The organism is Alcanivorax limicola, from assembly GCF_019931215.1.
Classification (GTDB): Bacteria; Pseudomonadota; Gammaproteobacteria; order Pseudomonadales; family Alcanivoracaceae; genus Isoalcanivorax; species Isoalcanivorax limicola.
This window is the reverse complement of the sequence record NZ_JAIOUB010000001.1, coordinates 1,345,905-1,369,417: the sequence shown is the minus strand read 5'-3', so window position 1 is coordinate 1,369,417 and position 23,513 is coordinate 1,345,905. Positions and strand designations below refer to the sequence as shown.

The following is a 23,513-nucleotide window of genomic DNA, read 5'->3' as shown; positions in this document are numbered from 1 at the left end:
TGGCCTTCCATGCCCACGGGCGGGTAGCCGGCGGCTTTGGCCTGCTCGGCGACATTGTCGGCCAGGGCCTTGACGTGGCGACTGGAAGTGCCGGTGGCGATCACCATGTTGTCCGCAATGCTGGTGAGCTCGCGCACATCCAGGCTGGAGACATTGCGCGCCTTGAGTTCTTCAAGGGCGTTGATGATGGTGTCGAGTAAATCCGGAGTGCTGGCTGTCATGCGGTCCCTGGGTCGGTTGAGGAAGTGTCAGCGGTGCTGTCGGTACGTTGCACTACATTATACAGATGATGGCGGTGGATATATGCCTCTACGTCCGCAGGCAGTGCCGGGCAGTGCCCCCGTTGGGCCAGAACGTCACGCACGGCGGTGGCAGAGACGTCCAGAAACGGGCGTTTGAGCATCAGGCGCCGCCCGGCGGGGGTCTGGCACAGGGTGCCTGCATCGCCTTCGGGAAAGGTGGCGAGCACACCGGCGCGGGCTCTGCGGGCGCCGGGGCGCGGCAAGACGGCGAGATGACACAGGGCAGGGTAGTCCTGCCACTGGCGCCAGGTGTGCAGGGTGGCCAGGCTGTCGGCGCCGATGACCAGCACCAGTGGCCGCTCGCCGGCCACGCTGCGGAAGTGCTGCAGGGTGCGCAGGCTCCAGGAGGGGCCGTCCTGGCGCAGTTCCCAGTCGTCGGCAATCAGCTCCGGGTAGCGGGCGACGGCCAGGCGCAACATGGCCAGGCGGTGTTCGCCGTCGGCCTGTGGCTGATCGCGGTGCGGGGGCACAGCGTTGGGGAGCAGATGGACCGGGCACCGCAACGCGCGGGCGATTGCCCGGGCGCCGTTGATATGCGCCCGGTGGATCGGATCAAAGGTACCGCCAAACAGGACGACCGGGCCGTGGGCAACGGTCATTCGCGCACGTGCCCGTCACCCAGCACCACCCATTTCTGGCTGGTCAGGCCTTCCAGCCCCACCGGGCCACGAGCGTGGATCTTGTCGGTGGAGATGCCGATTTCGGCGCCCAGGCCGTATTCAAAGCCGTCGGCAAAACGGGTCGAGGCGTTGACCATCACCGAGGCCGAGTCGACTTCGCTGAGGAAGCGGCGGGCGCGGGTGTAGTTCTCGGTGATAATGCTTTCCGTATGGCCAGAGCTGTACTGATTGATATGTGCTATGGCTTCGTCCAGCCCGGCGACGATCTTCACCGCCAGTATGGGTGCCAGATATTCTTCTGACCAGTCGGCCTCTGTGGCGGCCAGCATCGCGGGCACCAGTGCCCGGGCACGGTCGCAGCCGCGCAGTTCCACCCCGGCGGCGAGCAGCTGCTCGGCCAGTGCGGGCAGCACCTCAGCGGCGATGCCCTCGGCTACCAGCAGGCTCTCCATGGTATTGCAGGTGCCATAGCGGTGGGTCTTGGCGTTCATGGCCACGGGAATGGCCTTGGCCAGGTCCGCCTGGTCATCGATATAGACGTGGCAGTTGCCATCCAGGTGCTTGATCACAGGGACGCGGGCATCGCGGCTGATGCGCTCGATCAGGCCCTTGCCGCCGCGGGGTACGATCACGTCGACGTATTCAGGCTGGCTGATCAGGGCGCCTACAGCGGCGCGATCGGTCGTCTCGATGACTTGCACGGCGTCTTCGGGCAAGCCCGCTTCCTTGAGGCCAGTGCGGATACAGGCCGCGATGGCCTGATTGGCGCGAATCGCCTCAGAGCCTCCCCGCAGAATGGCCGCATTGCCGGATTTCAGGCACAGGGCGGCGGCGTCGATGGTGACGTTGGGGCGTGATTCATAAATGATGCCGATGACGCCCAGGGGAACGCGCATGCGGCCCACCTGGATGCCGCTGGGGCGGTAATTCAGGTCGGTTATGCCGCCCACGGGGTCGGGCAGGGCTGCCACTTGCTCCAGGCCCTCCAGCATGGCGTCAAAGCGCGCCGGGGTCAGTTCCAGGCGGTCCAGCAGTGACGGCTCCAGGCCGTTGTCACGGCCGGCGGCCATATCCTCGCCATTGGCGGCCAGAATGACGTCCCGGTCCGCGCGCAGGGCGGCGGCAATCGCCAGCAATGCGGCGTTCTTGCCGCCGGCAGTCGCTCTGGCGACCAGGCGTGATGCGGCCCGGGCGCGCTGTCCCAGGTCCTGCATGTACTGCTCTACATTGATCTGTTGCTTGCTGTTCATGGTGCTCCCGTGGTCCGATCCCGGCTGTTCGGGGTATGACTGTGGGCCCAGTATACCGACATGCGGTGGTTTACGCGCTGCCGGAAATGCCACAGAATGAGATGCTGCCAGTGGCTGATGTCAACGCGTCGCTGGGAGGCAAACAGGAAATCAGGAAAACAAAGAACAAAGCACCCGTAGAGGTGGACAATAACAACAATGAGGCCAGCTCCGGAGGCCCGTACAATGCTCATCGATTATCAGGAATACAACAGGCAGGCCATCAAGGCCGTGCCCAGACACTTCTGGGTGGGACAATGGCGCATCGACTATCTGCCCTTTGCCAGCCCCGAGACTGCGCACAAGCCACCGCTGCTGGTGATTGGCGGCGCCTTCCAGAACTTCACCTCCTATAAGTACTGCGTCGAGCGTATCTACGAGGACTTTCCGGTCATCCTGGTGGATCTGCCGTCTCTGGGCAGCAACGACCAGGTGGCGCCGCATCTGGGCATGGAAGATCTGGCAGACCTGTTACATGAATTTGTCGCCAGAATGGAACTGCCGCAGGTGCATCTGATGGGCCTGTCGCTCGGTTCCGCCATTGCCAGCACCTTCGCCTACAAATACCCGGCCCTGACCGGCAAGATGATCGTTGCCGGCATCGTGGTGCGGCCGCGCAAGAGCTGGCGCATGCTGGTGGAAGAATCCGTACGGGTGCTGGAAGAAGGGCGCATGGATGAGTTCTCCCAGGCGGTGGTGCTGTATCTGGTCAACTATCACCGTATTCGGGAAACCGGCATCACGCCGACGGCGCGCCGCCTGTTCTATCGGCAGATGAAAGCGCTGAGCGATAACGAGCGAGAGCGTTACAAGATTAACGGCCGGCGCCTGCTGTCTGTTGAGGGCCTGCTGGGTTACCCGGAATGCGAAACCCTGGTCACCACCGGGGAGTTCGACAGCTTCACCTTGCCTTGGGAAAACGCAGATTTTGCCAGCAAGTGCCCGAATGCCACTTTTGCGTTGATCAAGGGCGCGGACCACCTGCCGCAGCTGGAAAAACGCGAAGTGTCACTGGATCTGTTTTCTGCGTTCCTGCGCGGTGCACCGGTGGAAAAAGTGGACGGCGTCGATGTCTTTCCCCGTGGCACCTATGATCGGCTGGAGCGTCGCCGCAGCGAGCGCTTGTTGCCGTGCAACAGTCGCGGCCGTGTGACCAGTGAATCGCGGATCGGAGACCAGTTCCGCTTTGATCAGCGCGTCAAGGTGGTGGACATCAATTTCTTCGGTTGTCTGGTCAAGCTGGAGCAGCCGGGATTTTCCACCGCCGAGCATTCGCGCGATTGCACGCTGCACCTGGTGTCGCCGGACATGAAGCTGGAACTGCTGGTGTTCGATTATGATGAAGGCGGTTACCTGCGATGCCTGTTCAAGCACGGCAATATCGCCGAGGCAGAGCGGTTTGCCGGCTTGCTGAACGACCCGCAGTATTTCATCGAGCCCAAGGCAGACAAAGCCGGCGTCCGCAAGATCTATGGATGATGCAGGTAAAACCCGGGCTGTTCAGGCCCGGGCTTCAATGACTCTCACGAATGGATTCCCCCGGGACTGCGGCATCGGCAGCGTGGCGTAATAGTCCCGCGGATTGTGCACCGTGACCGGGGCAAAGCCGCACTGTTCGAAATGCTGCTGCGCCTCCGCATCACTGCCGAAATGAAAACTCACCCGGCTGCGGGATACCGTGCCCAACAGGCCGCGCAATACCGTCATGGTGCGATGGAACGGATGATCGTGCAGCAGCGGATAATTGTCGGTCAGATAAATCCCGCCGCTGTGCTGTTGCAGGCAAACGCGCAGTCTCTCCCAGAAACCGTTGATGGTCTCCAGATCAAAATAATTCACCAGCCCTTCGGTAATCACCAGCAAGGGCTTGTCGGCATCAAAACACTCCGCAATCACGCTCTCCAGTGAGTCGTTGCCGTGCAGCGAAAACACGTTCAGCGGCACCGCCAGATGCTGGGGGCTCAATGCGGCTGCCTGGGCCAGCAGGCGCTGCTTGCGGTCCGCCATGTCGGGCAGATCCGCCTCCACGTATTTCAGTTGCGGATATTTTTCTGTCAGGCGACAGCCCCGTGGCGACAGCCCGCAGGCAATCTCCAGCACCTGGGTCACGCCTTCGTCTTCGATGGCGCGGCTGACCAGATGATCAATCAGGTGATGTCGTTGTAGCAGAAAAGTGCGGATATTCCCGCCAGCGAGTTTGCCGCCGATATACTCGAACGGTGCCAGGGCGTGGTAGTAAAAGCTGCCCATGCGCGTGTGGAAGCTGGGCGCCGACAGCCCGTTCGCTGTCCACACATGGCCGGTATACAGCGCAGTGAAACTGATGGATGAGGTATCGGTCTTGTTCTGAGTCATGGCAGAGATCACGGCTGATGCAGACGAAGCGTTGAGGTTAGCAGCATGGCCGGGCCGGTTGCACGGCCTTTGAGGACAAAACAGAATCCGGCGATGTGTGGCCCTGTGTCAGCGTTCGTACAGCGGCGGCAATGGTTTGCCACACAGGCGCATGACCAGCGTAGTGAGATGCTGCCAGGGGTCGCCGCCCTGCATGCCTTTCAATGTCTGGTCGACGCGGGCGGCCAGAATGAGCGCCTGCTGCAGCGAGTCCTGGCCTAGCTTGCGGGCCAGGCCTTCCAGCTGGCGCAGCCGCTGGGGTGGCATGCCGCCGGGGGCCTGACCGGCCGCCATGGCGGCCATGGCGCGCACATCCCGGGCGACGCCCCAGAGCACCACCGGTATTTCCACGCCTTCGCTGCGCAGGGTGTCGATAATGCGCAAGGCGCGCGGCAGATCGCTGGCGCTGATGGCGTCCCCCAGATCAAACGGGCTGAAGCGGCTGCTGTTGCCCATGGCCTGTTGTATCTGGGCGGGCTCGATGGCGCCGCCGGGAAACAGCAGCGCCAGTTTGTCGATTTCCTGGGCACAGGCCAGCAGATTGCCCTCGCTGCGCTCGCACATCAGGGCAACGGCATCCGGCGTGGCGCTGAGCCCGGCCTGGCGCAGTCTGCCTTCGATCCATTGTGGCAAGCGGCCCGGTTGTACCGGCCAGATTTCGGTCAGTGCGCCGATGCCGCTGATGGCCTTGACCCAGGCGCTGTTCATGTCCTTGCGCCGATCCAGTTTGGAGGCGCTGATCAACAGCAGGGTATCCGGGGCCGGTTCCTTGCACAGCTGCACCAGCGTTTCGCTGGCGGCCTTGTCCGGGCGCTTGGTGCCCAGCCGGATCTCGATCAGCCGCTGGCCACCGAACAGGCTCATGCTGTGGGCTTCGCTGTAGACACCGTCCCAGTCGATGCCGGTGTCGCTACTGAACAGGTGGCGTTCGGCGTAGCCTTTTTCCCGGGCATGGCGTCGGATCAGGTCGGTGCATTCGCCCAGCTGGAACGGCTCATCGCCGGCCACCAGGTAGGCGGGCAGCAACTGCTGCCCCAGGTGGCGGCTGAGTTGTTCCGGCTTCAACTGCATCAGCGCAGCCCGCCTGCGGCACCACTGCCAGCGGGACGTGGTGGCGCACCATCGTAGTGTTGCACTGGCGTATCGGTGTCCAGTGCCTGTTCCTCGATCAGATGGCGGCTGGCAGCATCCAGTTGGCGCAGCAGCTGCAGCGTCGCGTCCTCGAACATGTCCTGGCGGGTGAAGCGCTCTTCATCACTGGCGGCCGTCGCGTTGGCCGCATCGAAGTTGAAGTTTCGGATCAGATTGATTCTGCGTCGCGGGGTGTGCGCGATGTCCGCTGCGCCGTCCAGTTCCCGCAGCTGCCAGTTGAAGCCGTAGCGCAGCTCGATTTCTGCAGCGCGTCCCTGGGCATCAACCGCAACGGTGCGCCGGTCCCAGGTTTCATTGGTGAGTTGCAGCCGTCGCGGTGAATCGTTGTGAACCAGCACGCCGCTTTCCTCCAGTGCAATGGAGACCCGCCGCCGCAGATCATAGCTGCCGCCGTCCAGCGACACGCTTTCCAGCGCCAGATACTGGGGCGCGCTGCGCAGTTGCCAACCGCAGGCGCTCAGCAGCAGTGTGACAACAATGATCGCGATCAGAGGTGCCTTCATCCGCTCACCACAATGTTCACCAGTTTGCCCGGCACGACGATAACCTTGCGCACGGTCATGCCGTCAAGAAAACGCTGGGCATTGGGCGCGCCCATGGCCAGCTGTTCCAGCGCCGCCTTGTCGGCGTCCGCTGGCGCATCAATACGTGCGCGTACCTTGCCGTTGATTTGTACGACCAGCTCGATGGTGTCTTTGCTCAGGGCATTTTCGTCATGGCTGGGCCAGGGCGCCTGCACCACCGGTTGTTCATGCCCCAGCGCCTGCCACAGGGTGTGGCAGATATGCGGCACGATGGGCGCCAGCAACAACACGGCAGCTTCGAGTGCTTCCTGCACCACGGCGCGGTCGTTGTCGCTCTCTGGTGTAAAGCGGCCGATGTCGTTGCTCAGCTCCATCACGGCGGCAATGGCGGTGTTGAAGGTGTGGCGGCGACCATAATCGTCGCTGACCTTGGCAATGGTTTCGTGTGTCTTGCGGCGCAGATCGCGGGCCTCGCCTTGCAACGCGTCGATATCCAGGGCGCTGGTCGGGCGCGAATGGCTTTGTACCAGACGCCACAGCCGCTTGAGGAAGCGGTGTGCGCCCTCCACGCCGGAATCATTCCACTCCAGCGACTGTTCCGGCGGTGCCGCAAACATCATGAACAGGCGCACCGTGTCGGCGCCGTATTGCTGGATCATGGCCTGCGGGTCGACGGTATTGCCTTTCGACTTGGACATCTTGGCGCCGTCCTTGAGCACCATGCCCTGGCACAACAACTGACGGAATGGCTCATCGCTGTTCACCAGCCCGGCGTCACGCAGCAACTTGTGGAAAAAACGCGAGTAGAGCAGGTGCAGGATGGCGTGCTCGATACCGCCGACATACTGATCCACCGGCAGCCAGTAGTTGGCCTTGTCCGGGTCCAGCATGGCGTCGTTGCTTTGCGGGCTGCAGTAGCGGGCGTAGTACCAGCTCGACTCCATGAAGGTATCGAAGGTGTCGGTTTCCCGTGTGGCAGGCTGGCCGTTGTAGTCGGCTTTGGCCCAGGCGGGGTCGGCCTTGATCGGGCTGGTGACGCCGTCCATGACGACATCTTCCGGCAGCCGCACCGGCAAGGTGTCGGCGGGGGCCGGCACGGTATCGCCGTTTTCCAGGTTCAGCATGGGAATCGGTGCGCCCCAGTAGCGCTGACGGGAAACGCCCCAGTCGCGCAGCCGGTAATTCACTTTGCGCTCGCCCTTGCCCGCCTGTTCGAGATGCGCGGCAATGGCGTTGAAGGCGTCTGCCGATGACAGGCCATCAAAGGTCTCCGAATTCACCAGCACGCCCTTGTCGACAAAGGCGCCGGCTTCCAGGTCCACACTGCTGCCATCCGTCGGTGCGATAACCTGGCGAATGGGGATGCCGTATTTGCGGGCGAACTCCCAGTCGCGCTGATCGTGCGCGGGCACGGCCATGACCGCACCGGTGCCGTAGCTCATCAGCACAAAATTAGCGACCCAGACCGGCACCTGTTCGCCGGTAATCGGATGCACGGCATTCAGGCCCGTGGCGATGCCGCGTTTTTCCATGGTGGCCAGTTCTGCTTCGGCCACTTTGTTGTGCTGACATTCTTCGACAAACGCTGCCACGTCGCTGGATTGTGTGGCTGCCTGTTTCGCCAGCGGATGTCCGGCTGCCACTGCCACATAGCTGACGCCCATCAGGGTATCCGGGCGCGTGGTGTAGACGCGCAGAGGGTCGCTGCCTTCAACATCAAAGGCGATCTCTACGCCTTCGGAGCGGCCGATCCAGTTGCGTTGCATGGTCTTGACCTGCTCCGGCCAGCCGTCCAGCTGCTCCAGGTCGTTGAGCAGTTCTTCGGCGTAGTCGGTGATCTTGATAAACCACTGCGGAATTTCTTTCTGTTCTACCAACGCACCGGAGCGCCAGCCGCGGCCATCGATGACCTGCTCATTGGCCAGTACCGTCTGGTCTACCGGGTCCCAGTTCACGGTGGCCATCTTGCGGTACACCAGACCCTTCTCGAACAGCTGGGTAAAAAACCACTGTTCCCAGCGGTAATACTCCGGGGTGCAGGTGGCCAGCTCGCGGCTCCAGTCGTAGCCGAAGCCCAGGCGCTGCAACTGGCCGCGCATGTAGTCGATGTTTTCGTAGGTCCACTTGGCGGGCGCCACGCCATTGTTCAGCGCGGCGTTTTCTGCCGGCAGACCAAAGGCATCCCAGCCCATGGGTTGCATGACGTTCTTGCCGAGCATGCGCTGATAGCGGCTGATCACGTCACCGATGGTGTAATTGCGCACATGCCCCATGTGCAGGCGGCCACTGGGGTAGGGGAACATGCTCAGGCAGTAGAACTTTTCTCGCCCGCCATCCTCGGTTACCTTGAAGGTCTGGTGATCTTCCCAGTACTGCTGGGCTTCCCGCTCGATCTGTTCGGGACGATACTGTGCTTCCATCGGGGCTCTTCGATCCTGGTGGCTTTGATAGGCAGTTTGCCCGGGCTGGCGGCAACAGCTGCCCGCCCACGGCAAAAACAAAAACATAGGATACATGAGCGCACAGCAGGCAGACAGCGGTGCCGGGCATTCCGGCGACTATCCAGCCCGTCAGGCCGCCACTCAGGCAGCCCATCAGGCCGACAGACCAGGGGGTGCGCCATGGGCAGCATGACCCTGTTTGCGCTGTTGTTCGTGTTGGCGACCCTGCCCGGCGTGGTACGCCGTTTCATGCCGCCCATGCCCCGTGCCGGTTTCGAGGGGAATCCTCAGGCGGTGGTGACCCTCGGCGCCGGGCATACGGAGCGCGGCGGTCGCTATCAGGTCTCACCGGCAGGGCTGCGTCGCGTGGATGTTGCCATGCACGTGGCAGACGAAATGCAGCTGCCATTGCTGATCAGCGGTGGCGGTCGGCGCGGTGAAGGCGTGCCGGCTGAGGCGGTGGTTATGGCCGAGGCGCTCAAGGCGCGCTGGCCGGACAGTGACCCCTGGCTGGAAACCGAAAGCCGCAACACCTGGGAGAACGCGGAAAAATCCGCGCAGATACTGGCGCAACGCGGCGTGCAGCGGATCGTGCTGGTCACCGACCGTACACACCTGTGCCGGGCGACCTTGTGTTTTCAGAATCACGGGCTGGAAGTCGTCCCGTTGTCTGCCTCCCGCATGCCCTCACCGGAATGGATGCCGTCGGCGGGGGCACTGTCAGTCATCCCGGAAATCTATTACGAGTGGGTGGCGCTGATCTGGTACCACCTCCGTTATCTGCGCTAAACCTCGGGCAGCGGCTTTCGTCGCCGACCACTCAGGCACAGCAGCGCGCCCAGCAACCACACCGGCCAGCCGCCCAGGCGCATATAGGGCGTCGTCCCGGTCATGGGCACATATTCCCCCAGCAACACCCCCCGCTCGAACTGCGGCAGTTGCGCCGTTACCTGGCCGTCAGGATCGACAATTGCGGTAATGCCATTGTTGGTGCCGCGCAGCAGCCAGCGGCCGGTTTCCACCGCGCGTAGCCGGGCCATCTGGAAATGCTGGTGTGGCCCGGCGGAGGTCCCGAACCAGGCATCATTGCTGACGGTGATCAGCACATTGCTGTTGTGCGCCCGCCGCGCCACCAGCTCCGGGTAGAGAATTTCGTAGCAGATGAAGGGCGACACGGCCTGGCCCATGGCCAGCAGGTTGGGCTGGTCCGGATGGCCGCGGGTAAAGCTCGACATGGGCAGATCAAAGAACGGAATCAGCCCGCGCAGCAGCGATTGCAGCGGTACATATTCGCCGAAGGGCACCAGCTTCTGCTTGTGATAGACCCCCTCGCCGCCGCCCACCACGGCAATGCTGTTGAAATACTCAAGGCGCAGCGGTGTCGGTTCGCGACGGGGAATCCCGGTAATCAATGCGCCGCCACGCTGTGCCAGCTGCGTTCCTTGTGTGGTCAGGAAATCCTCTGCCGTGTCATAAAATTCCGTCAATGCGGACTCGGGCCAGATCACCAGGTGGTCGGCGGGTATCGTGGCGGTAAGGTCGGCATAGATATCCCGGGTGGCATTGCGCATGGTCATTTGCCAGCGCAGGTCCTGGGGGATATTGCCCTGGGGCAGGGCGACGCGGGCGGGCGCCGCAGCCTCGGTGACAAAACGGCCTGGCTCGGTCACGGTGCCCGCGCCCCAGGCAACCAGTGCCAGCAGCGCGGGGGCTGCCATGACGCGCAGACCGGTCGGGCGCCAGCCGCGGTCCTCGCGCTGCCAGAACAACAGGGTACCGAGGGCGACACCGGTGAGCACGGTGGCCAGGGTCACCAGCCAGATGCCGCCCAGCGGGGCCAGTCCGCGCAACGGCGTGTCGATCATGGCGTAGCCCGCGTACAGCCACGGGAAACCGGTGAGCAGCCAGCCGCGCAGCGCATCCAGCAGCAGCCACAGGCCGGCAAACAGCAAGGTGGCAGGGGCGCGGCCGAAGCGCGCACAGAGGCCGAACAGCAGCGCCGGGAACAGGGCCAGAAACGCGGCGAACAGCCCGGTCATCGGCACGGCGAGCCACATCGGGGTGTCGCCGTAATCGTGCATGCTCACATGCACCCAGGAGACGCCGTAGCCGAACAGACCGACGCCGTAGAGCCAGCCGCGCAGAGACGCTTCGCGGCTGCTGGCACCCTGCAAGGTGCGCCAGGCCACAGCAATACTCAGCAGCATCAACGGCCACAGGCCGAATGGTGAGAAGGCAAGGGGATAAACAAGCCCGGCAAGCAGGGCAAAAAGTCGCATCAGCATTGAGCCTGGTCGCTATTCAGTCGAGAATGAAGCGCGAGCAGCCTGGTAGCCGTGTGTCGTAAAGCCATCGCGCAAGACGATGTGGCACACGGACCGGAATGCTGGCGTTTGGGGGGATCATAATGAAACAGGTTTGCAAGTACCATCCGGGCACGCGTGCGCACTGGTATTCGCCATTGGACGGCATCCATCTTTGTGATGATTGTGTCGGCGGCGATCAGCATGCCGGTACCCGTAGTCTGCTGTCCAACAAGCCGGTGGAGCCGCTGTTGTCACCGCTGGCGGCCACACCCTTCTGGCAGATGTTGCCCTGGTGTCTGCGCCAGGCGACGCATCCGCAGGCGCTGCTGTTGCTGGTGCTGGTGCTGGTCGCCTTGCCGGCCGCCTTGCTGGCGGGCAATGTGATGCTGTGGCCGCTTATGGCGCTGCCCGCTCTGGTGCCCATTCATTACGGCGCGTTGATGATGGCGGCGATCGCCAATGGCCGGCTGCAATCGCTGCCGCTATCCGAATTGCGCGAAACAGCGACGCTGGGCATTTCACTGCAACATGCCGCGCTGGCGTTGCCCCTGTTGGCGGTGCCGCTGGCACTGGCCCAGCTGGCCGGGCCGGTAGTCGGTTTCTGGCCTGCCCAGGCGGCGCTGGCTGTGATGCTGGTGTTGAGTGCGCCACTGCTGATGGAGCTGTTGCGTGAGGGGCGCTTGTCGGCAGCGCTGCGCGGTATTCTGCGGCCGATCCTGTTGCTTGGCGGCGCGGGCTTGCTGGCAATGCTGGTGATTATCGCCGGGGCGGCGGCCGCGCTGGCGCTGGCCTGGGTGCTGGCGGACATGCTGCCGGCGTGGCTGGCCGGACCGGCAGTGACGGTGATCGCTGGCGCAGGTTGGCTGACACTGGTGGCCTTGCTCGGCTTTCTCGCGTGTCAGTATCAGGATGTGCTGGATTTGCCCACCCGGCAGCGTCAGGCCCGCGAGCGCCGCATGCGCGCCCGGCGTCCCGAGGATGTGCGGCGCCAGGAAGTGCTGCTTTACGAAGGACGTTACGACAAGGTGCTCAGTGTGCTGCGCACCCGGCTGGACAAGCAGCCCGAGTCGTTACCGCTGAATGATGATTACATGCGATTGCTGCAGGCCCTGGGGCGGGAGCAGGAGGTGCTGGCGCAGGCGCCGGACTGGCTGGCGGCAATCATCAAGGCAGGGCAGGGTTACCGCCTGCCCGATGTGGTGCGCCAGTTGCAGGCTATTCAGGAAGATTATCGCCCTGCGGATCCCGCGCTATGTGCTTCGCTGGCGCAGGCCCTGCGCGAAGCGGGCCAGCCCAAGACCGCCTTGTGGATGTTGCAGGACCTGCACAAGCGGGCGCCGGAGTGGCACGGCCTGGCGGATGCCTACCTGCTGCTGGTGCGCATTCTGGCGTTGGATCTGACCTTGCCGGCCAAGGCAGAACCCTTCCTGCGGTTCCTCGAGAACCGTTTTCGCGAACCGCGCCACCGCGAACAGACCCGCGCCTGTCGCGCTGAGGTGGGTCTCTAGGCCGCGGGGAGCGGCTCGGTAGCGCCCCGGATATCCGCCCGGGACAAATAGTGCCGTGCCTTGCTGGTGTTGCCGCGCCGGGTGAAACCTTCAGCCAACGCCCGCAGGGCTGCCTGGATGTCATGGATGGCCTCAGGGCCGTCCGCAGACGCTGCCGAAGCGTCCTCGGCTTCCTGCCGCGCGAGCAGTGCTTCCGCGTCGCTGAGGGCATCGATAGACGCGAAATGGCGGATCAGTTGCCATTGCGTGGCTGCCGGCAATACCAGCGCCGCCCCCAGCAGGCTCGAGGCTTCTCGCCATATCTGATGTTGCTGGCGGCGTTCGCCCGGCGTTGGCAGTGACAGGCTGAGCAGTTGTGCGGCCTCTTCGGCGAAGGCGGGTTGCTGCGGTTGCAGCTTGAGATTCTGGTAAAGACCACAATGCGCCTGAAAATTGTCCGGCGCCGCCGCCACAATGGCCTCGAATCCGCGCCGGGCATCCGTGAAGGCCATGGTGCCTTGCGCGGCCCAGGCTTGTGCCAGCTGTTCGGCCAGGGCGTCCGGTCGGCTCTCCTCCTGGTCACGCATATCCGGCACCTCGGGCACGCGAGTGAGCTGCACCATGGCAGCGCCAGCGAGCAAGCCGGCCAGCGCCCCGATCCAGTGTTGGCCTGCCGCGACCGCGGCCCAGGGGACTGGCAACCAGACCGGCAGAAAGGCCCATGCCGGCCAGGCGGGCATGTTGGCAAGGGGGCGTCCGGGCAGCAGTACCCGTAATCGCTGCAGCCTGAACAGGCCGAGATACATGCCCACAGCGGCAGACACCATGATGTGGCCGCCGTAGACATACTGGCTGTTGTGCAGGGTCGCCTGACCGCTACGCAGCACCAGCGCTGTCACCACGGTGGCAAGCAGTGCCGCCAATGGCCAGAGCACCAGCATGCGACGCCACCCCAGCACGCCTTCCAGCGCCCAGCCCAGCCAGACCAGCGCCAGTGCGCCCACCAGCCAGCCCATCATGCCCGTGCTCAACCCGTGCAAGGACAGGAAGCTGCCCGGTGCCGGCTGTGTCGCGTTCATGCCCGCGGCGACCCAGGGCAGATCGTCCGCGCCAGCGAGAAAGGCATCCTTGAGGCCGCGCCAGCGTTGAACCTGCTCCGCGCTCCAGTACCGGTCCGCTTCGGTTCGCTGAGCGGCATCGAATTGCCGGTCGAAGGCCATCAGGCGGAACACGGGGCGTGTCTCCCCGGCGTCCCGCGCCTGTTCCAGTGCCCAGGCGGTCTGGATATTGCCCTGCAGCCGCAACCAGGAGGCATAGGCGGGCAGTTCCATGTCCAGCAGGCCGCTTTCGACATACGCTTCATGCAGGCCGTTTTCCAGGGTCTCCTGTCCGCGTTGCCAGCCGAGTAATATGACCAGCGTGATCAGCAGATAGCCCAGACACACCCACGGCAGGGAGCCCGGGCCGGGCAGACCGGCAGTGGTCTCGGTGACGGGTTCGTCAGGTGCAGTGTTTTCTGGTAACGGAATCATGATGGGTCCCCACAGCGCATCAGGCTCCCGCTAACGTGGGGAGCCGCCCCGACAGGCGGGTGGTCCCGCCTTTTTTTCGAGTATGTGGGGCAGGGCGGTATGGCGTGTCAGCCGTCGTCGGCCATCACGGGTGCATCCTGTAGCGGTGTGACCCGCAACAGGCGGATGGTGCGCCCATCCGAGTTCAGCACCGTAAATCGGAAGCCCCCCAGCTCCACAAACTCGTTTCGTTCCGGCAGTCTGCCAAATTGTTGCATCACCAGACCGCCGATAGTGTCAAATTCTTCGTCATTGAGTTCCGAGTCGAAGTGCTCATTAAAGTCCTCAATGGGGATCAGCGCCTTGACCGTGTACTCATCCTTGTTAATTCCCTTGATCAGGTAATCGTCGTCCTCGACATCGGTTTCGTCTTCGATCTCGCCGACAATCTGCTCCAGCACGTCCTCAATCGTCACCAGCCCGGCAATGCCGCCATACTCGTTGACGACGATGGCCATGTGATTGCGGTTGATACGAAAATCCCGCAACAGGGAGTCCAGCCGTTTGGATTCGGGAATGATGAACGCCTGGCGGACATGGTCCTTGATGCTGAAGCGCTCCATGCGCGTCGGGTCCAGTGCCAGCGGCAACAGGTCCTTGGCCAGCAGCACGCCGATCACTTCGTCCGGGTCGTCGCCCAGTACCGGGAAACGGGAGTGCGCACACTCGATGATGACCGGCAGGAAATCCCTGGGGTCGGCAGTGGCGCGGATCGAGATCATCTGTGTTCGGGGAATCATGATTTCCCGCACCTGCATGTCGGCGACTTGCAGTGCGCCTTCGATGATGCCCAGGGTATCGACATCAATGATGTCGCGATCACGAAGGTCGCGCATCATCTCTGTCAGGTCTTCACGAGTACGGGGCTCGCCGGAAAAGAATTGCGTGATCCGGTCGAGCCAACTTCGGCCCGGGTTGTCGGAATGATCTTCCGGCATGACTACTCCCTATCCATTGCGGGGGGTGAAGGTGCGGCCGGGCTTGCCATCAGATCCGTCACATACGGATCGGCAAAGCCCAGCGTCGCGAGAATGTCGGTTTCCAGTGCTTCCATGTCGGCGGCATCCGCGGCATCAATATGATCGAAGCCCAGCAGATGCAATACGCCGTGCACGACCATGTGCGCCCAGTGTGCCGCCAGTGTCTTGTGCTGGGTGCGTGCCTCATCGGCGACCACCTCGGCACAGATGGCGATGTCTCCGAGTATCAGTGCGTCGTCAGGGACGTCCAGTCCTTCCGGCATCTCGAACGGGAAGGACAATACATTGGTGGGCGCGTCTTTGCCCCGGTAGGCCAGATTCAGCGCCTGGCTTTCGGCATCGTCGACCACGCGCAGGGTGATTTCTCCCCATGTTTGCCGGGGAAGTGCGCCGCCGGCCGCGGCAGCGGCAGCCAGGGCCCACTGTACCAGCAGATCATCCTGCGGCACGCTGGCCGCGTCCGTACCATGCTGTACTGCCACCCTCGGCTGCGCCGTGCCGCCGGGCTTATTTTCCGGGGGCATGTTTGCCGGGCACCTGTTTGCCGGTCTGCTTCCCGGCCGGGTCGTCAGGATTGTTGTCGAGCTCATAGCGCTCGTAGGCTTCCACGATGCGTTGCACCAGCGGATGGCGCACCACGTCGCGGCTGTCGAAGCGGGTCACTCCAATGTCTTTTTCGCCATCCAGCACGTCCAGTGCATGCACCAGGCCGGAGCGCTGGTGGCGGGGCAGATCCACCTGGGTCATGTCACCGGTGAGAACGGCCTTGGACCCGAAGCCCATGCGGGTGAGGAACATCTTCATCTGTTCCATGGTGGTGTTCTGGCCTTCATCGAGAATGATGAAGCTGTTGTTCAGGGTGCGCCCGCGCATGTAGGCCAGCGGCGCCACTTCGATGACGCTGCGCTCCATGTATTTGGCGACCTGCTCGAAGCCGAGCATCTCGTAGAGGGCGTCGTAAAGCGGGCGCAGGTAGGGGTCGATCTTCTCCGCCAGATCGCCGGGCAAAAAGCCCAGCTTTTCGCCGGCTTCCACCGCCGGGCGCACGAGCATGATGCGCTGCACTTCGCCGCGCTCCAGCGATTCCACGGCACAGGCCACGGCCAGCCAGGTCTTGCCGGTGCCCGCCGGGCCGATGCCGAAGTTGATGTCGTGGCGACGAATGCTGCGCACATAATCACGCTGATGGTCGCCGCGCGGGCGAATGCGCGTGCGCTTGGTGCGAACCACCATGTCATCGGCCGGAAACTCCACGGTATTGTCTTCGGCGATGCCGGTGCCCTGAAGTTGCAGGTGCACCATTTCCGGGGTGATATCCAGCCCTTCGCCAGCCTGATCATAGAGCAGGCTGATCACGTTCGATGCCGCGTCCACGGCCGAGGCGTCACCGGAAAAAGTGAACTCGTTGCCACGGTTGAAGATGTCGATGCCGAGACGTCGGGAAATATGCTGGATATTTTCGTCCAGCCGGCCACACAGGTTGGCCAGGCGACGGGAATCGTAGGGCTCAAGATTGAGCTTGCGCGAGGCGACTTCAGTACTCAAGACGGTGTCTCAGACCCCATGGGTTGTGAAAATGGACGATAATAATACCGGCAGGATACCCGCAACCTGTGCCCGCCGGAAGCCTGCAGCGCAGCTTGTTTGACAGTATGGCGGATGGCAGGGGCGCTGGTGTGAGCGCCTGCTTACCCTGCCAGGAGGCCAGAGGACGGATCAGGCTGTCAGGGACAGCCGGTCAAGTGGGGTCAATGACCGGCCCCAGCGCGCCGTTGGCCGTGATCGATTGCAACCGCAGAGGGCGCAGGAAAAGCTGCTGACGGCGCTCGATGCCCAGTGCCAGGAAGTCGTCCCGTGGCAGCTCCACCTCCAGGGCGTGGGCGTGCCAGCCGACGGCGCCCAGCTCCAGTTTGACGGTGGCGCCGAACACGCTCAGCTCCTCCACGACCACCGGCAAATGGGCCTTGTCCGTCGGGCTGTGGGCCAGTTGCGCTTCATGGGGGCGCATATAGAAGGTCAACTCGCCGCTGGGGCAGCCACTGTCCGGGAGCGCGAGCCAGGCCACGCCATTTTCCCAGCGCGGGCGACCGCCACTGTCGGCGCAGGCCAGGTTGCACTGCCCGGCAAGGGCATTGATATGCCCGAGAAAATCGAACACGAAGCGGCTGGCGGGCTCTTCATAGACCTGGCGTGGCGCGCCGATCTGCTCGATGCGCCCCTGGCTCATCACCACCACCTGATCAGACACTTCCATGGCCTCTTCCTGGTCGTGGGTCACGAACACGCTGGTGACCGGAATCTGCTCATGCAGCCGCCGCAGCCAGCGGCGCAGTTCCTTGCGCACTTTCGCGTCCAGCGCACCAAAGGGTTCATCCAGCAGCAACACCGACGGGTTGACCGCCAGTGCCCGGGCCAGCGCCACGCGTTGACGCTGGCCGCCGGAGAGTTGCGCCGGATAGCGCTTGGCCAGTTGTTCCAGTTGCACCAGCTCCAGCAGTTCCATGATGCGTGCTTTGCGGGCCGCCCGGTCGGGGCGTTCGTGGCGTGGCAGCATGCGCAGCCCGAAACCGACGTTGTCGAACACCGTCATATGGCGGAACAGCGCATACTGCTGAAAAACGAAACCGACCTTGCGTTGCTGCACCGGCATGTTGGTCACGTCTTTACCGTCAAACAGCACGCGACCGGTGTCGGCCTTTTCCAGACCGGCGATGATGCGCAGCAGCGTTGTCTTGCCAGACCCGGACGGCCCCAGCAGGCCGACCAGCTCACCGCCGGTCAATGACAGGGAAATATCTTCCAGCGCCTGGTAGCTGCCGAAGGTTTTGCTGAGGTTGTCCAGTGTGATGCTCATTGGGGCTGGGCCTCTTTCTCAACATTCTCGTGATCAACGTTGCCGTTCGTGATGCGCTGCTGCTGGCGCCACTCCATGATCGTCTTCAATACCAGGGTCAGCATGGCCATCGAGGCCAGCAGGGCGGCAGCAGTGAAAGCGCCGACGGTGTTGTAATCCTGATGCAGCAGTTCCACATGCAGCGGCAATGTCAGCGTTTGCCCGCGAATGCTGCCGGAGACCACCGACACGGCGCCGAATTCCCCCACGGCGCGGGCATTGGTGATCACTACGCCATACAGGAGCGCCCATTTGATGTTCGGCAGTGTGACGTACAGGAAGGTTTTGAAGCCGCTGGCGCCCAGCAGCAGGGCGGCCTCTTCTTCGTCGCTGCCCTGGCTTTCCATCAGGGGAATCAGCACGCGCGCCACATAAGGACAGGTCACGAAGATGGTCACCATGACAATGCCCGGCCAGGCAAACATCAATTGAATGTCATGATCATACAGCCAACCGCCCAGGCGGCTTTCGATGCCATAGATCACCAGATAGCAGAGGCCGGCGACCACGGGCGACATGGCAAAGGGGATATCGATCAGCGTGGTCAGAAATTTGCGGCCACGGAATTCATAGCGGGTGACACACCAGGCCAACAGCACCCCGAACACCAGATTGACGGGGACGGTGATCAGCGCGGCCAGCACGGTCAGCCAGATGGCATGGCGCATGTCGCTGTCGGCCAGATTCAGCGCGACCATCTCCCAGCCTGCGCCCAGCGCCTTGCTGAAAATCAGCACCAGCGGCAGCACCAGCAGCAACACGGTCAGGGCGAGGGCCAGCAGTACCAGGGACCACTGCAACAGGGAACGGGGTGTCTGCATGGTTCAGCCTCCCCGCAGTCGTTTCAGGTAACGCCCCTGCAGCAGTTGCACAGCAAACAGCAACAGCAGGGAGGTCAACAGGACAACGGACGCAATGGCGGTGGCGGCCGGGAAATCATATTCCTGAATGCGCACGAAGATCATCAGTGAGGTGACTTCGGTTTCAAACGGAATATTGCCGGCAATAAAGATGACCGCACCGAACTCGCCGAGACTGCGAATGAAGGCCAGAGTAGTGCCGGTGATCAGCGCCGGTCGCAGTTGCGGCAGCACCACATACCAGAACGCCTTGGGGGTGCTGGCGCCAAGCGTGTGGGCCGCTTCTTCATATTCCGGGCCGATGTCTTCCAGCACCGGCTGCAATGCACGCACCACAAACGGCAGGCTGGTAAAACTCATGGCAATGACAATGCCGGGGAAGGCGTAGGCGATCTGGATACCGGCCATGTCGAACCAGCGGCCCAGCCAGCCGTTGCTGGCAAACAGGGTGGTCAGGGTGATGCCGGCCACGGCGGTGGGCAGGGCAAACGGCAGATCCACCAGGGCGTCCATCAGGCGTCGCCCGGGGAAGCGGTAACGCACCAGCACCCAGGCCAGCAACAGGCCGAGAAACCCATTGATGAGGGAGGCCCAGAAGGCGGCGGCCAGAGTGATCTTGTAGGTAGCGACGACCCGTGAGTTGGTGATGATGCTCCAGTACTCGGCACCGGACATGTCGCTGGTGTACAGCAACAGGCCGGAGAGCGGCAGCAGTATCACCAGCGACACAAACAAGACGCTCAGCCCGAAGCTGAGCGTAAAGCCCGGCAGCACCGGGTGGCGGGTGAAGAAAATCCGTGCTGCCAAACTCAGACTCCAGGGGCTGGGGCTTTCGGCTTCAGGCTTCAGGTACAAACAGTGGCGTCAATCAGCGACCGCGTGCCTGCAACTGATCAAGAATACCGTTGCGGCCAAAGTGCGCTTCCTGCACCTGATCCCAGGGGCCGATGATATCTTCCACGCGCAGCAGATCAACGGGGGGGAACAGGTCAGCTGTCGCGGCGACAACCTCTTCATGGTGTACGCGGTAGTTGAACTCGGCCAGCAGCGTCTGGATCGGCTTGCTGTAGAGATAATCCAGATACGCGTTGGCGAGTGTGGCAGTGCCCTGGGCGTTGGCCACACGATCCACCACCGCCACCGGGAATTCCGCCATGATGCTCACTGGCGGCACCACCACTTCGTAGTCGCCATCGCCGTATTCCTTGCGGATGTTGTTCACTTCCGATTCGAAACTGATCAGCACATCGCCGATGTTTCGTTCGGCAAAGGTCACGGTAGCGCCACGGCCGCCGGTATCGAAAACCGCGACGTTGCTGAGGAAGGTGCTGACGAACTCGCGCACCTTGTCTTCATCACCGTCGAAGGTCTGGTGGGCAAACAGCCAGGCGGCCAGATAGGTGTAGCGGCCGTTGCCGGAGGTCTTGGGGTTGGGGAACACGATACGCACGTCTTTGCGCACCAGGTCATCCCAGCTGGTGATGTTTTTCGGGTTCCCCTTGCGCACCAGGAAGGCGGTGGTGCTGTAGTAGGGGGAACTGTTGTTGGGGAAGCGCGCTTGCCAGTCCTCAGCCACAAAGCCGCGTTGCTGCAGGGCGTTGATGTCGGTCACCTGATTGAAGGTCACCAGATCCGCCCGCAGACCCTGCATGATGGCTTGCGCCTGACGCGAGGTGCCGGCATGGGACTGGTTGATGGTGATCTGTTCGCCGGTTTCTTCCTGCCAGTGGGCCTGGAATTTCGGGTTGATGGCGGCAAACAGTTCCCGGGCTATGTCGTAGGACACATTCAACAGGGATTGCTGCGCCTGGGCCGCGCCGCTCAATGACAGTGCAGTAGCCGCTGTGGCGACGGTCATGAGCTTGAGCAAGGGTTTGAACACGGTGGTACTCCTGTCAGGTGCTGCCGGGTTGCCGAATGCGGGCCACATTAACAACCGGGGGTCAGAACCTGAAATACTGAAAAGCTGTTTTCATATGCTTTTCAGGCATAACAGGCATAACATAAGAAGTGCCGTTTTCAGTTCAGCCCGGCACCCTGATGTCATCGGCCACGACATCCGTGCCCAGCAACGAGTTGGCATAGGCCTGGGCAATATGCACCGTCGCGAACTGGCCAATCAGATCCAGATCATCGCTGCGGAAATTGACGATGCGGTTGTTCTCGGTGCGGCCTTTCAACTGACCCGGGTCCTTCTTGGAGAACCCGTCCACCAGAATGCGTTGGCGACTGCCCACCATGCGCCGGCTGATGGCATCCGCCTGCTGTTGAATACGATGCTGCAGCAAGGCCAGGCGCTGCTTCTTCACGGCCATGTCCACATCATCCGGCAGGTCCGCCGCCGGCGTGCCGGGGCGGGCGCTGTAGATAAAGCTGTAACTGGCGTCGAAACCGACATCCTGGATCAGCTTCATGGTGGCATCGAAGTCCGCATCGGTTTCCCCGGGGAAGCCGATAATGAAGTCCGACGACAGGGAAATATCCGGGCGAATACGCCGTAACCGGCGAATCTTCGACTTGTATTCCAGCGCCGTGTGATTGCGCTTCATCATGGCCAGAATGCGATCCGAGCCGGACTGCACCGGCAGGTGGAGATGGCTGACCAGCTCCGGCACCTCGGCATAGATGTCGATCAGGCTGTCGGAGAATTCCACCGGGTGACTGGTGGTGTAACGAATCCGGTCGATGCCGTCGATATCCCGCACCAGCAGGATCAGGTCCGCCAGATCCAGGGTTTCACCGTTGCTGCCTGCGCCACGGTAGGCGTTGACGTTCTGGCCCAGCAGATTGACCTCGCGCACGCCCTGTTCTGCCAGATGACGAATTTCGTTCAGCACCGGCGCGACCGGGCGGCTGACTTCCTCGCCCCGGGTATAGGGCACCACACAGAAAGTGCAGTATTTGGAGCAGCCTTCCATGATCGACACGAAGGCGCTGGGGCCGTCCACGCTGGGTTCCGGCAAGCGGTCGAACTTCTCGATCTCCGGGAAGCTGACGTCCATGGCCAGGCCCTTGCTCTGACCGGCCTGGGTGATCAGCGCGGGCAAGCGGTGCAGGGTCTGGGGACCGAAGATCACATCGACATAGGGCGCACGCTCGCGAATGGCATCGCCTTCCTGGCTGGCGACACAACCGCCCACCGCGATCACCATGTCCGGCTTCTTGTCTTTCAGACGCTTCCAGCGGCCGAGCTGGTGGAACACCTTGTCCTGCGCTTTTTCGCGGATGGAGCAGGTGTTGAGCAGCAACACATCTGCCTCGTCGGCATTGTCGGTGCGGACCAGCCCGTGGCTTTGCTCAAGCAGATCCACCATGCGCGAGGAATCATACTCGTTCATCTGACAGCCGTGGGTCTGTATAAACAGCTTGCGTGACATGGCGTTCCGGTCGTTGTGTGTAGGGTGAGTGGCGCGAGTGGTGCGAAAGGCCAGCAATTATACCCCTCAGCCGCCATCAGATGCCATGCGGGTCGATGCCCGGGGCGGCGCCTGCGACAATATGCCCCATTGGCGCCCGGCGGCGCTGGCGGTATGGTAGGCGCCGACAGCGAGCGGCGCTGAACGGCGCCCCTGTCCGGTGCGCTGCCCCCGGTTCCCCGAATGGAGAGCCCACAGGAGAGACAGATATGAAAAAGCTCGTGCTTATGGCGGTTGCTGTGATGCTGATACTGGCGGCGGTCGTGGCCTGGGAAACGACCCGTGAGCCTGCCCGTGAGCCGCTGCCGGTGAATACCCGTATGGGCGGTGATTTCACCATGACCGACCAGCAGGGTGACGCCTTCCACAGTGATGCGCTCAAGGGACAGGTGGTGCTGCTGTTCTTCGGCTTCACCCATTGCCCGGACATCTGCCCGGCGACGATGGCGCGCATGGCCCAGTTGTACAAGAACCTGGAAGAAGCCGGTCATGCGGACGACGTGCAGATGGTGTTCATCACCTTCGATCCGGAGCGCGATACGCCGGAGCATCTGAGCCAGTACCTGACCTGGTTCCATGAAGACATCATCGGCCTGACCGGCAGTGAAGAGCAGGTGGAGCAGGTGGCGAAGCAGTTCGGCGTGGTCTACATGCCGGTGGGCGAGGACAGCCAGGGCGGTGTGGAATTTGCCCACAGTGATTTTGTCTATCTGCTGGACCGGGAAAGCCGGGTGCGCAAGCTCTACCCGGTGGATGCCGACCTGAAGGAGATGCAGGATGATCTGCGCACCTTGCTTTGATCGCTTGCGGGCGCTGGGCCCGTTACTGCTCATGGGCCTGGCGATGCTGGCGATGCTGGCGCCGCTGAGCCATGCCGGCGAGATTGACGAGCCCGAGCTGTTTATCGATGACATGTGGCTGCGTGCCGTGCCGCCGGTGAGCAGCAACACGGCGGGCTATTTCAGCGTTACCAACACCAGCGACGAGCCAGTCACCCTGCTGGGTTTCAGCACCGATATTGCGGCCGCCGGTGAGCTGCATACCATGGCACCGCAGGATGACGGCACCCGGCGCATGCAGCGCCTGCGTGATGTGCCGGTGCCCGCCGGGGAAACCGTACACTTCGCGCCGGGTGGCCATCACCTGATGCTGTTCCGCCTGGTACGTCCCCTGGAAGAAGGGGAGCAGGTCGAGTTGTGCCTCGAGTTCGACGTCACGGCACCATACTGCTTGCCCTTCGAAGTGCGGCGCTGACACAGCGCCGCGTCCGGGGTAGAT

At 62.8% G+C, this 23,513-nt stretch carries 22 protein-coding genes; 5 read left to right on the top strand and 17 right to left on the bottom strand.

Annotated elements, in window-relative coordinates:
* From rsfS to K8B33_RS06095, 3 genes are all read right to left on the bottom strand, one after another.
* The coding region (rsfS, locus tag K8B33_RS06105; protein ID WP_223424450.1) for a ribosome silencing factor at positions 1-221 on the bottom strand (221 nt) is incomplete at its 3' end.
* Positions 218-901, bottom strand: a complete 684-nt coding sequence (gene nadD, locus K8B33_RS06100) for a nicotinate-nucleotide adenylyltransferase (RefSeq protein ID WP_223424447.1) — start codon at positions 899-901, stop codon at positions 218-220. The genes nadD and rsfS, both read right to left, overlap by 4 nt.
* On the bottom strand, positions 898-2,154 hold the full coding sequence (locus K8B33_RS06095; protein ID WP_223424511.1) for a glutamate-5-semialdehyde dehydrogenase: 1,257 nt from the start codon (positions 2,152-2,154) through the stop codon (positions 898-900). Before K8B33_RS06095 ends, nadD begins: the two co-directional genes overlap by 4 nt.
* Before the next feature lie 243 nt (positions 2,155-2,397).
* On the opposite strand from K8B33_RS06095, the gene K8B33_RS06090 reads away from it, so the two are divergent.
* Positions 2,398-3,690, top strand: a complete 1,293-nt coding sequence (locus K8B33_RS06090) for an alpha/beta fold hydrolase (protein WP_223424444.1) — start codon at positions 2,398-2,400, stop codon at positions 3,688-3,690.
* Between the two features lie 21 nt (positions 3,691-3,711).
* Here the strand turns inward: K8B33_RS06090 and K8B33_RS06085 are convergent, their stop codons facing one another.
* From K8B33_RS06085 to leuS, 4 genes are all read right to left on the bottom strand, one after another.
* Positions 3,712-4,566: a class I SAM-dependent methyltransferase gene (locus K8B33_RS06085; RefSeq protein ID WP_223424442.1), complete on the bottom strand. Its 855-nt coding sequence runs from the start codon at positions 4,564-4,566 to the stop codon at positions 3,712-3,714.
* 108 nt (positions 4,567-4,674) lie between these two features.
* The gene (holA, locus tag K8B33_RS06080; RefSeq protein WP_223424440.1) at positions 4,675-5,676 is read right to left on the bottom strand and encodes a DNA polymerase III subunit delta; all 1,002 of its coding nucleotides are present in this window, start codon (positions 5,674-5,676) and stop codon (positions 4,675-4,677) included.
* On the bottom strand, positions 5,676-6,260 hold the full coding sequence (locus K8B33_RS06075) for an LPS-assembly lipoprotein LptE (RefSeq protein ID WP_223424438.1): 585 nt from the start codon (positions 6,258-6,260) through the stop codon (positions 5,676-5,678). The genes holA and K8B33_RS06075 overlap by 1 nt, the downstream gene beginning before the upstream one ends.
* Positions 6,257-8,701, bottom strand: coding sequence for a leucine--tRNA ligase (gene leuS / locus K8B33_RS06070; protein ID WP_223424436.1), 2,445 nt, complete (start codon positions 8,699-8,701; stop codon positions 6,257-6,259). The genes K8B33_RS06075 and leuS overlap by 4 nt, the downstream gene beginning before the upstream one ends.
* 201 nt (positions 8,702-8,902) lie before the next feature.
* On the opposite strand from leuS, the gene K8B33_RS06065 reads away from it, so the two are divergent.
* A complete protein-coding gene (locus K8B33_RS06065) occupies positions 8,903-9,511 on the top strand; it encodes a YdcF family protein (protein WP_223424434.1) in 609 nt (202 codons plus the stop codon).
* Here the strand turns inward: K8B33_RS06065 and lnt are convergent.
* On the bottom strand, positions 9,508-11,001 hold the full coding sequence (lnt, locus tag K8B33_RS06060; protein ID WP_317846198.1) for an apolipoprotein N-acyltransferase: 1,494 nt from the start codon (positions 10,999-11,001) through the stop codon (positions 9,508-9,510). The two genes, K8B33_RS06065 and lnt, sit on opposite strands and share 4 nt — an antisense overlap.
* A 128-nt stretch (positions 11,002-11,129) precedes the next feature.
* On the opposite strand from lnt, the gene K8B33_RS06055 reads away from it, so the two are divergent.
* A complete protein-coding gene (locus K8B33_RS06055; protein ID WP_223424430.1) occupies positions 11,130-12,536 on the top strand; it encodes a tetratricopeptide repeat protein in 1,407 nt (468 codons plus the stop codon).
* Here K8B33_RS06055 and K8B33_RS06050 read toward each other — a convergent pair.
* The 9 genes from K8B33_RS06050 to miaB form a co-directional block, all read right to left on the bottom strand.
* Positions 12,533-14,047 (bottom strand): hypothetical protein, encoded by a 1,515-nt coding sequence (locus K8B33_RS06050; protein WP_223424428.1) that lies wholly within the window; start codon positions 14,045-14,047, stop codon positions 12,533-12,535. The genes K8B33_RS06055 and K8B33_RS06050 overlap by 4 nt on opposite strands.
* A gap of 107 nt (positions 14,048-14,154) precedes the next feature.
* The gene (locus K8B33_RS06045) at positions 14,155-15,024 is read right to left on the bottom strand and encodes an HlyC/CorC family transporter (protein WP_223424426.1); all 870 of its coding nucleotides are present in this window, start codon (positions 15,022-15,024) and stop codon (positions 14,155-14,157) included.
* Between the two features lie 2 nt (positions 15,025-15,026).
* The gene (gene ybeY, locus K8B33_RS06040; RefSeq protein WP_223424423.1) at positions 15,027-15,590 is read right to left on the bottom strand and encodes an rRNA maturation RNase YbeY; all 564 of its coding nucleotides are present in this window, start codon (positions 15,588-15,590) and stop codon (positions 15,027-15,029) included.
* Positions 15,574-16,611 carry a PhoH family protein gene (locus K8B33_RS06035; RefSeq protein WP_223424421.1) on the bottom strand — a complete coding sequence of 346 codons (1,038 nt, stop codon included), beginning with the start codon at positions 16,609-16,611 and terminating at the stop codon, positions 15,574-15,576. The genes ybeY and K8B33_RS06035 overlap by 17 nt, the downstream gene beginning before the upstream one ends.
* 193 nt (positions 16,612-16,804) lie before the next feature.
* On the bottom strand, positions 16,805-17,920 hold the full coding sequence (locus K8B33_RS06030) for a sulfate/molybdate ABC transporter ATP-binding protein (protein WP_223424418.1): 1,116 nt from the start codon (positions 17,918-17,920) through the stop codon (positions 16,805-16,807).
* Positions 17,917-18,780 carry a sulfate ABC transporter permease subunit CysW gene (gene cysW, locus K8B33_RS06025; protein ID WP_223424416.1) on the bottom strand — a complete coding sequence of 288 codons (864 nt, stop codon included), beginning with the start codon at positions 18,778-18,780 and terminating at the stop codon, positions 17,917-17,919. Before cysW ends, K8B33_RS06030 begins: the two co-directional genes overlap by 4 nt.
* Positions 18,781-18,783: 3 nt before the next feature.
* A complete protein-coding gene (cysT, locus tag K8B33_RS06020; RefSeq protein WP_396020964.1) occupies positions 18,784-19,632 on the bottom strand; it encodes a sulfate ABC transporter permease subunit CysT in 849 nt (282 codons plus the stop codon).
* 55 nt (positions 19,633-19,687) lie between these two features.
* The gene (cysP, locus tag K8B33_RS06015) at positions 19,688-20,677 is read right to left on the bottom strand and encodes a thiosulfate ABC transporter substrate-binding protein CysP (protein WP_263284575.1); all 990 of its coding nucleotides are present in this window, start codon (positions 20,675-20,677) and stop codon (positions 19,688-19,690) included.
* A 166-nt stretch (positions 20,678-20,843) separates the two neighbouring features.
* Entirely contained in the window at positions 20,844-22,196 is a 1,353-nt protein-coding gene (gene miaB, locus K8B33_RS06010; RefSeq protein ID WP_223424410.1) for a tRNA (N6-isopentenyl adenosine(37)-C2)-methylthiotransferase MiaB, read from the bottom strand.
* A gap of 248 nt (positions 22,197-22,444) precedes the next feature.
* Here miaB and K8B33_RS06005 point away from each other — a divergent pair, with 248 nt between their 5' ends.
* Positions 22,445-23,035 (top strand): SCO family protein, encoded by a 591-nt coding sequence (locus K8B33_RS06005; protein WP_223424408.1) that lies wholly within the window; start codon positions 22,445-22,447, stop codon positions 23,033-23,035.
* Positions 23,013-23,489 carry a copper chaperone PCu(A)C gene (locus tag K8B33_RS06000; protein ID WP_223424406.1) on the top strand — a complete coding sequence of 159 codons (477 nt, stop codon included), beginning with the start codon at positions 23,013-23,015 and terminating at the stop codon, positions 23,487-23,489. The genes K8B33_RS06005 and K8B33_RS06000 overlap by 23 nt, the downstream gene beginning before the upstream one ends.
* Positions 23,490-23,513 lie beyond the last annotated feature (24 nt).

What these genes read in the sequence shown, in the direction of transcription:
- K8B33_RS06075 (WP_223424438.1), bottom strand. Translation starts at nt 6,260, where the DNA reads ATGAAGGCACCTCTGATCGCGATCATTGTTGTCACACTGCTGCTGAGC.
- miaB (WP_223424410.1), bottom strand. Translation starts at nt 22,196, where the DNA reads ATGTCACGCAAGCTGTTTATACAGACCCACGGCTGTCAGATGAACGAG.
- ybeY (WP_223424423.1), bottom strand. Translation starts at nt 15,590, where the DNA reads ATGCCCCCGGAAAATAAGCCCGGCGGCACGGCGCAGCCGAGGGTGGCA.
- K8B33_RS06085 (WP_223424442.1), bottom strand. Translation starts at nt 4,566, where the DNA reads ATGACTCAGAACAAGACCGATACCTCATCCATCAGTTTCACTGCGCTG.
- nadD (WP_223424447.1), bottom strand. Translation starts at nt 901, where the DNA reads ATGACCGTTGCCCACGGCCCGGTCGTCCTGTTTGGCGGTACCTTTGAT.
- cysW (WP_223424416.1), bottom strand. Translation starts at nt 18,780, where the DNA reads ATGCAGACACCCCGTTCCCTGTTGCAGTGGTCCCTGGTACTGCTGGCC.
- K8B33_RS06065 (WP_223424434.1), top strand. Translation starts at nt 8,903, where the DNA reads ATGGGCAGCATGACCCTGTTTGCGCTGTTGTTCGTGTTGGCGACCCTG.
- K8B33_RS06030 (WP_223424418.1), bottom strand. Translation starts at nt 17,920, where the DNA reads ATGAGCATCACACTGGACAACCTCAGCAAAACCTTCGGCAGCTACCAG.
- leuS (WP_223424436.1), bottom strand. Translation starts at nt 8,701, where the DNA reads ATGGAAGCACAGTATCGTCCCGAACAGATCGAGCGGGAAGCCCAGCAG.
- lnt (WP_317846198.1), bottom strand. Translation starts at nt 11,001, where the DNA reads ATGCGACTTTTTGCCCTGCTTGCCGGGCTTGTTTATCCCCTTGCCTTC.
- K8B33_RS06005 (WP_223424408.1), top strand. Translation starts at nt 22,445, where the DNA reads ATGAAAAAGCTCGTGCTTATGGCGGTTGCTGTGATGCTGATACTGGCG.
- K8B33_RS06055 (WP_223424430.1), top strand. Translation starts at nt 11,130, where the DNA reads ATGAAACAGGTTTGCAAGTACCATCCGGGCACGCGTGCGCACTGGTAT.
- K8B33_RS06045 (WP_223424426.1), bottom strand. Translation starts at nt 15,024, where the DNA reads ATGCCGGAAGATCATTCCGACAACCCGGGCCGAAGTTGGCTCGACCGG.
- K8B33_RS06090 (WP_223424444.1), top strand. Translation starts at nt 2,398, where the DNA reads ATGCTCATCGATTATCAGGAATACAACAGGCAGGCCATCAAGGCCGTG.
- cysP (WP_263284575.1), bottom strand. Translation starts at nt 20,677, where the DNA reads ATGACCGTCGCCACAGCGGCTACTGCACTGTCATTGAGCGGCGCGGCC.
- K8B33_RS06050 (WP_223424428.1), bottom strand. Translation starts at nt 14,047, where the DNA reads ATGATTCCGTTACCAGAAAACACTGCACCTGACGAACCCGTCACCGAG.
- holA (WP_223424440.1), bottom strand. Translation starts at nt 5,676, where the DNA reads ATGCAGTTGAAGCCGGAACAACTCAGCCGCCACCTGGGGCAGCAGTTG.
- K8B33_RS06000 (WP_223424406.1), top strand. Translation starts at nt 23,013, where the DNA reads ATGATCTGCGCACCTTGCTTTGATCGCTTGCGGGCGCTGGGCCCGTTA.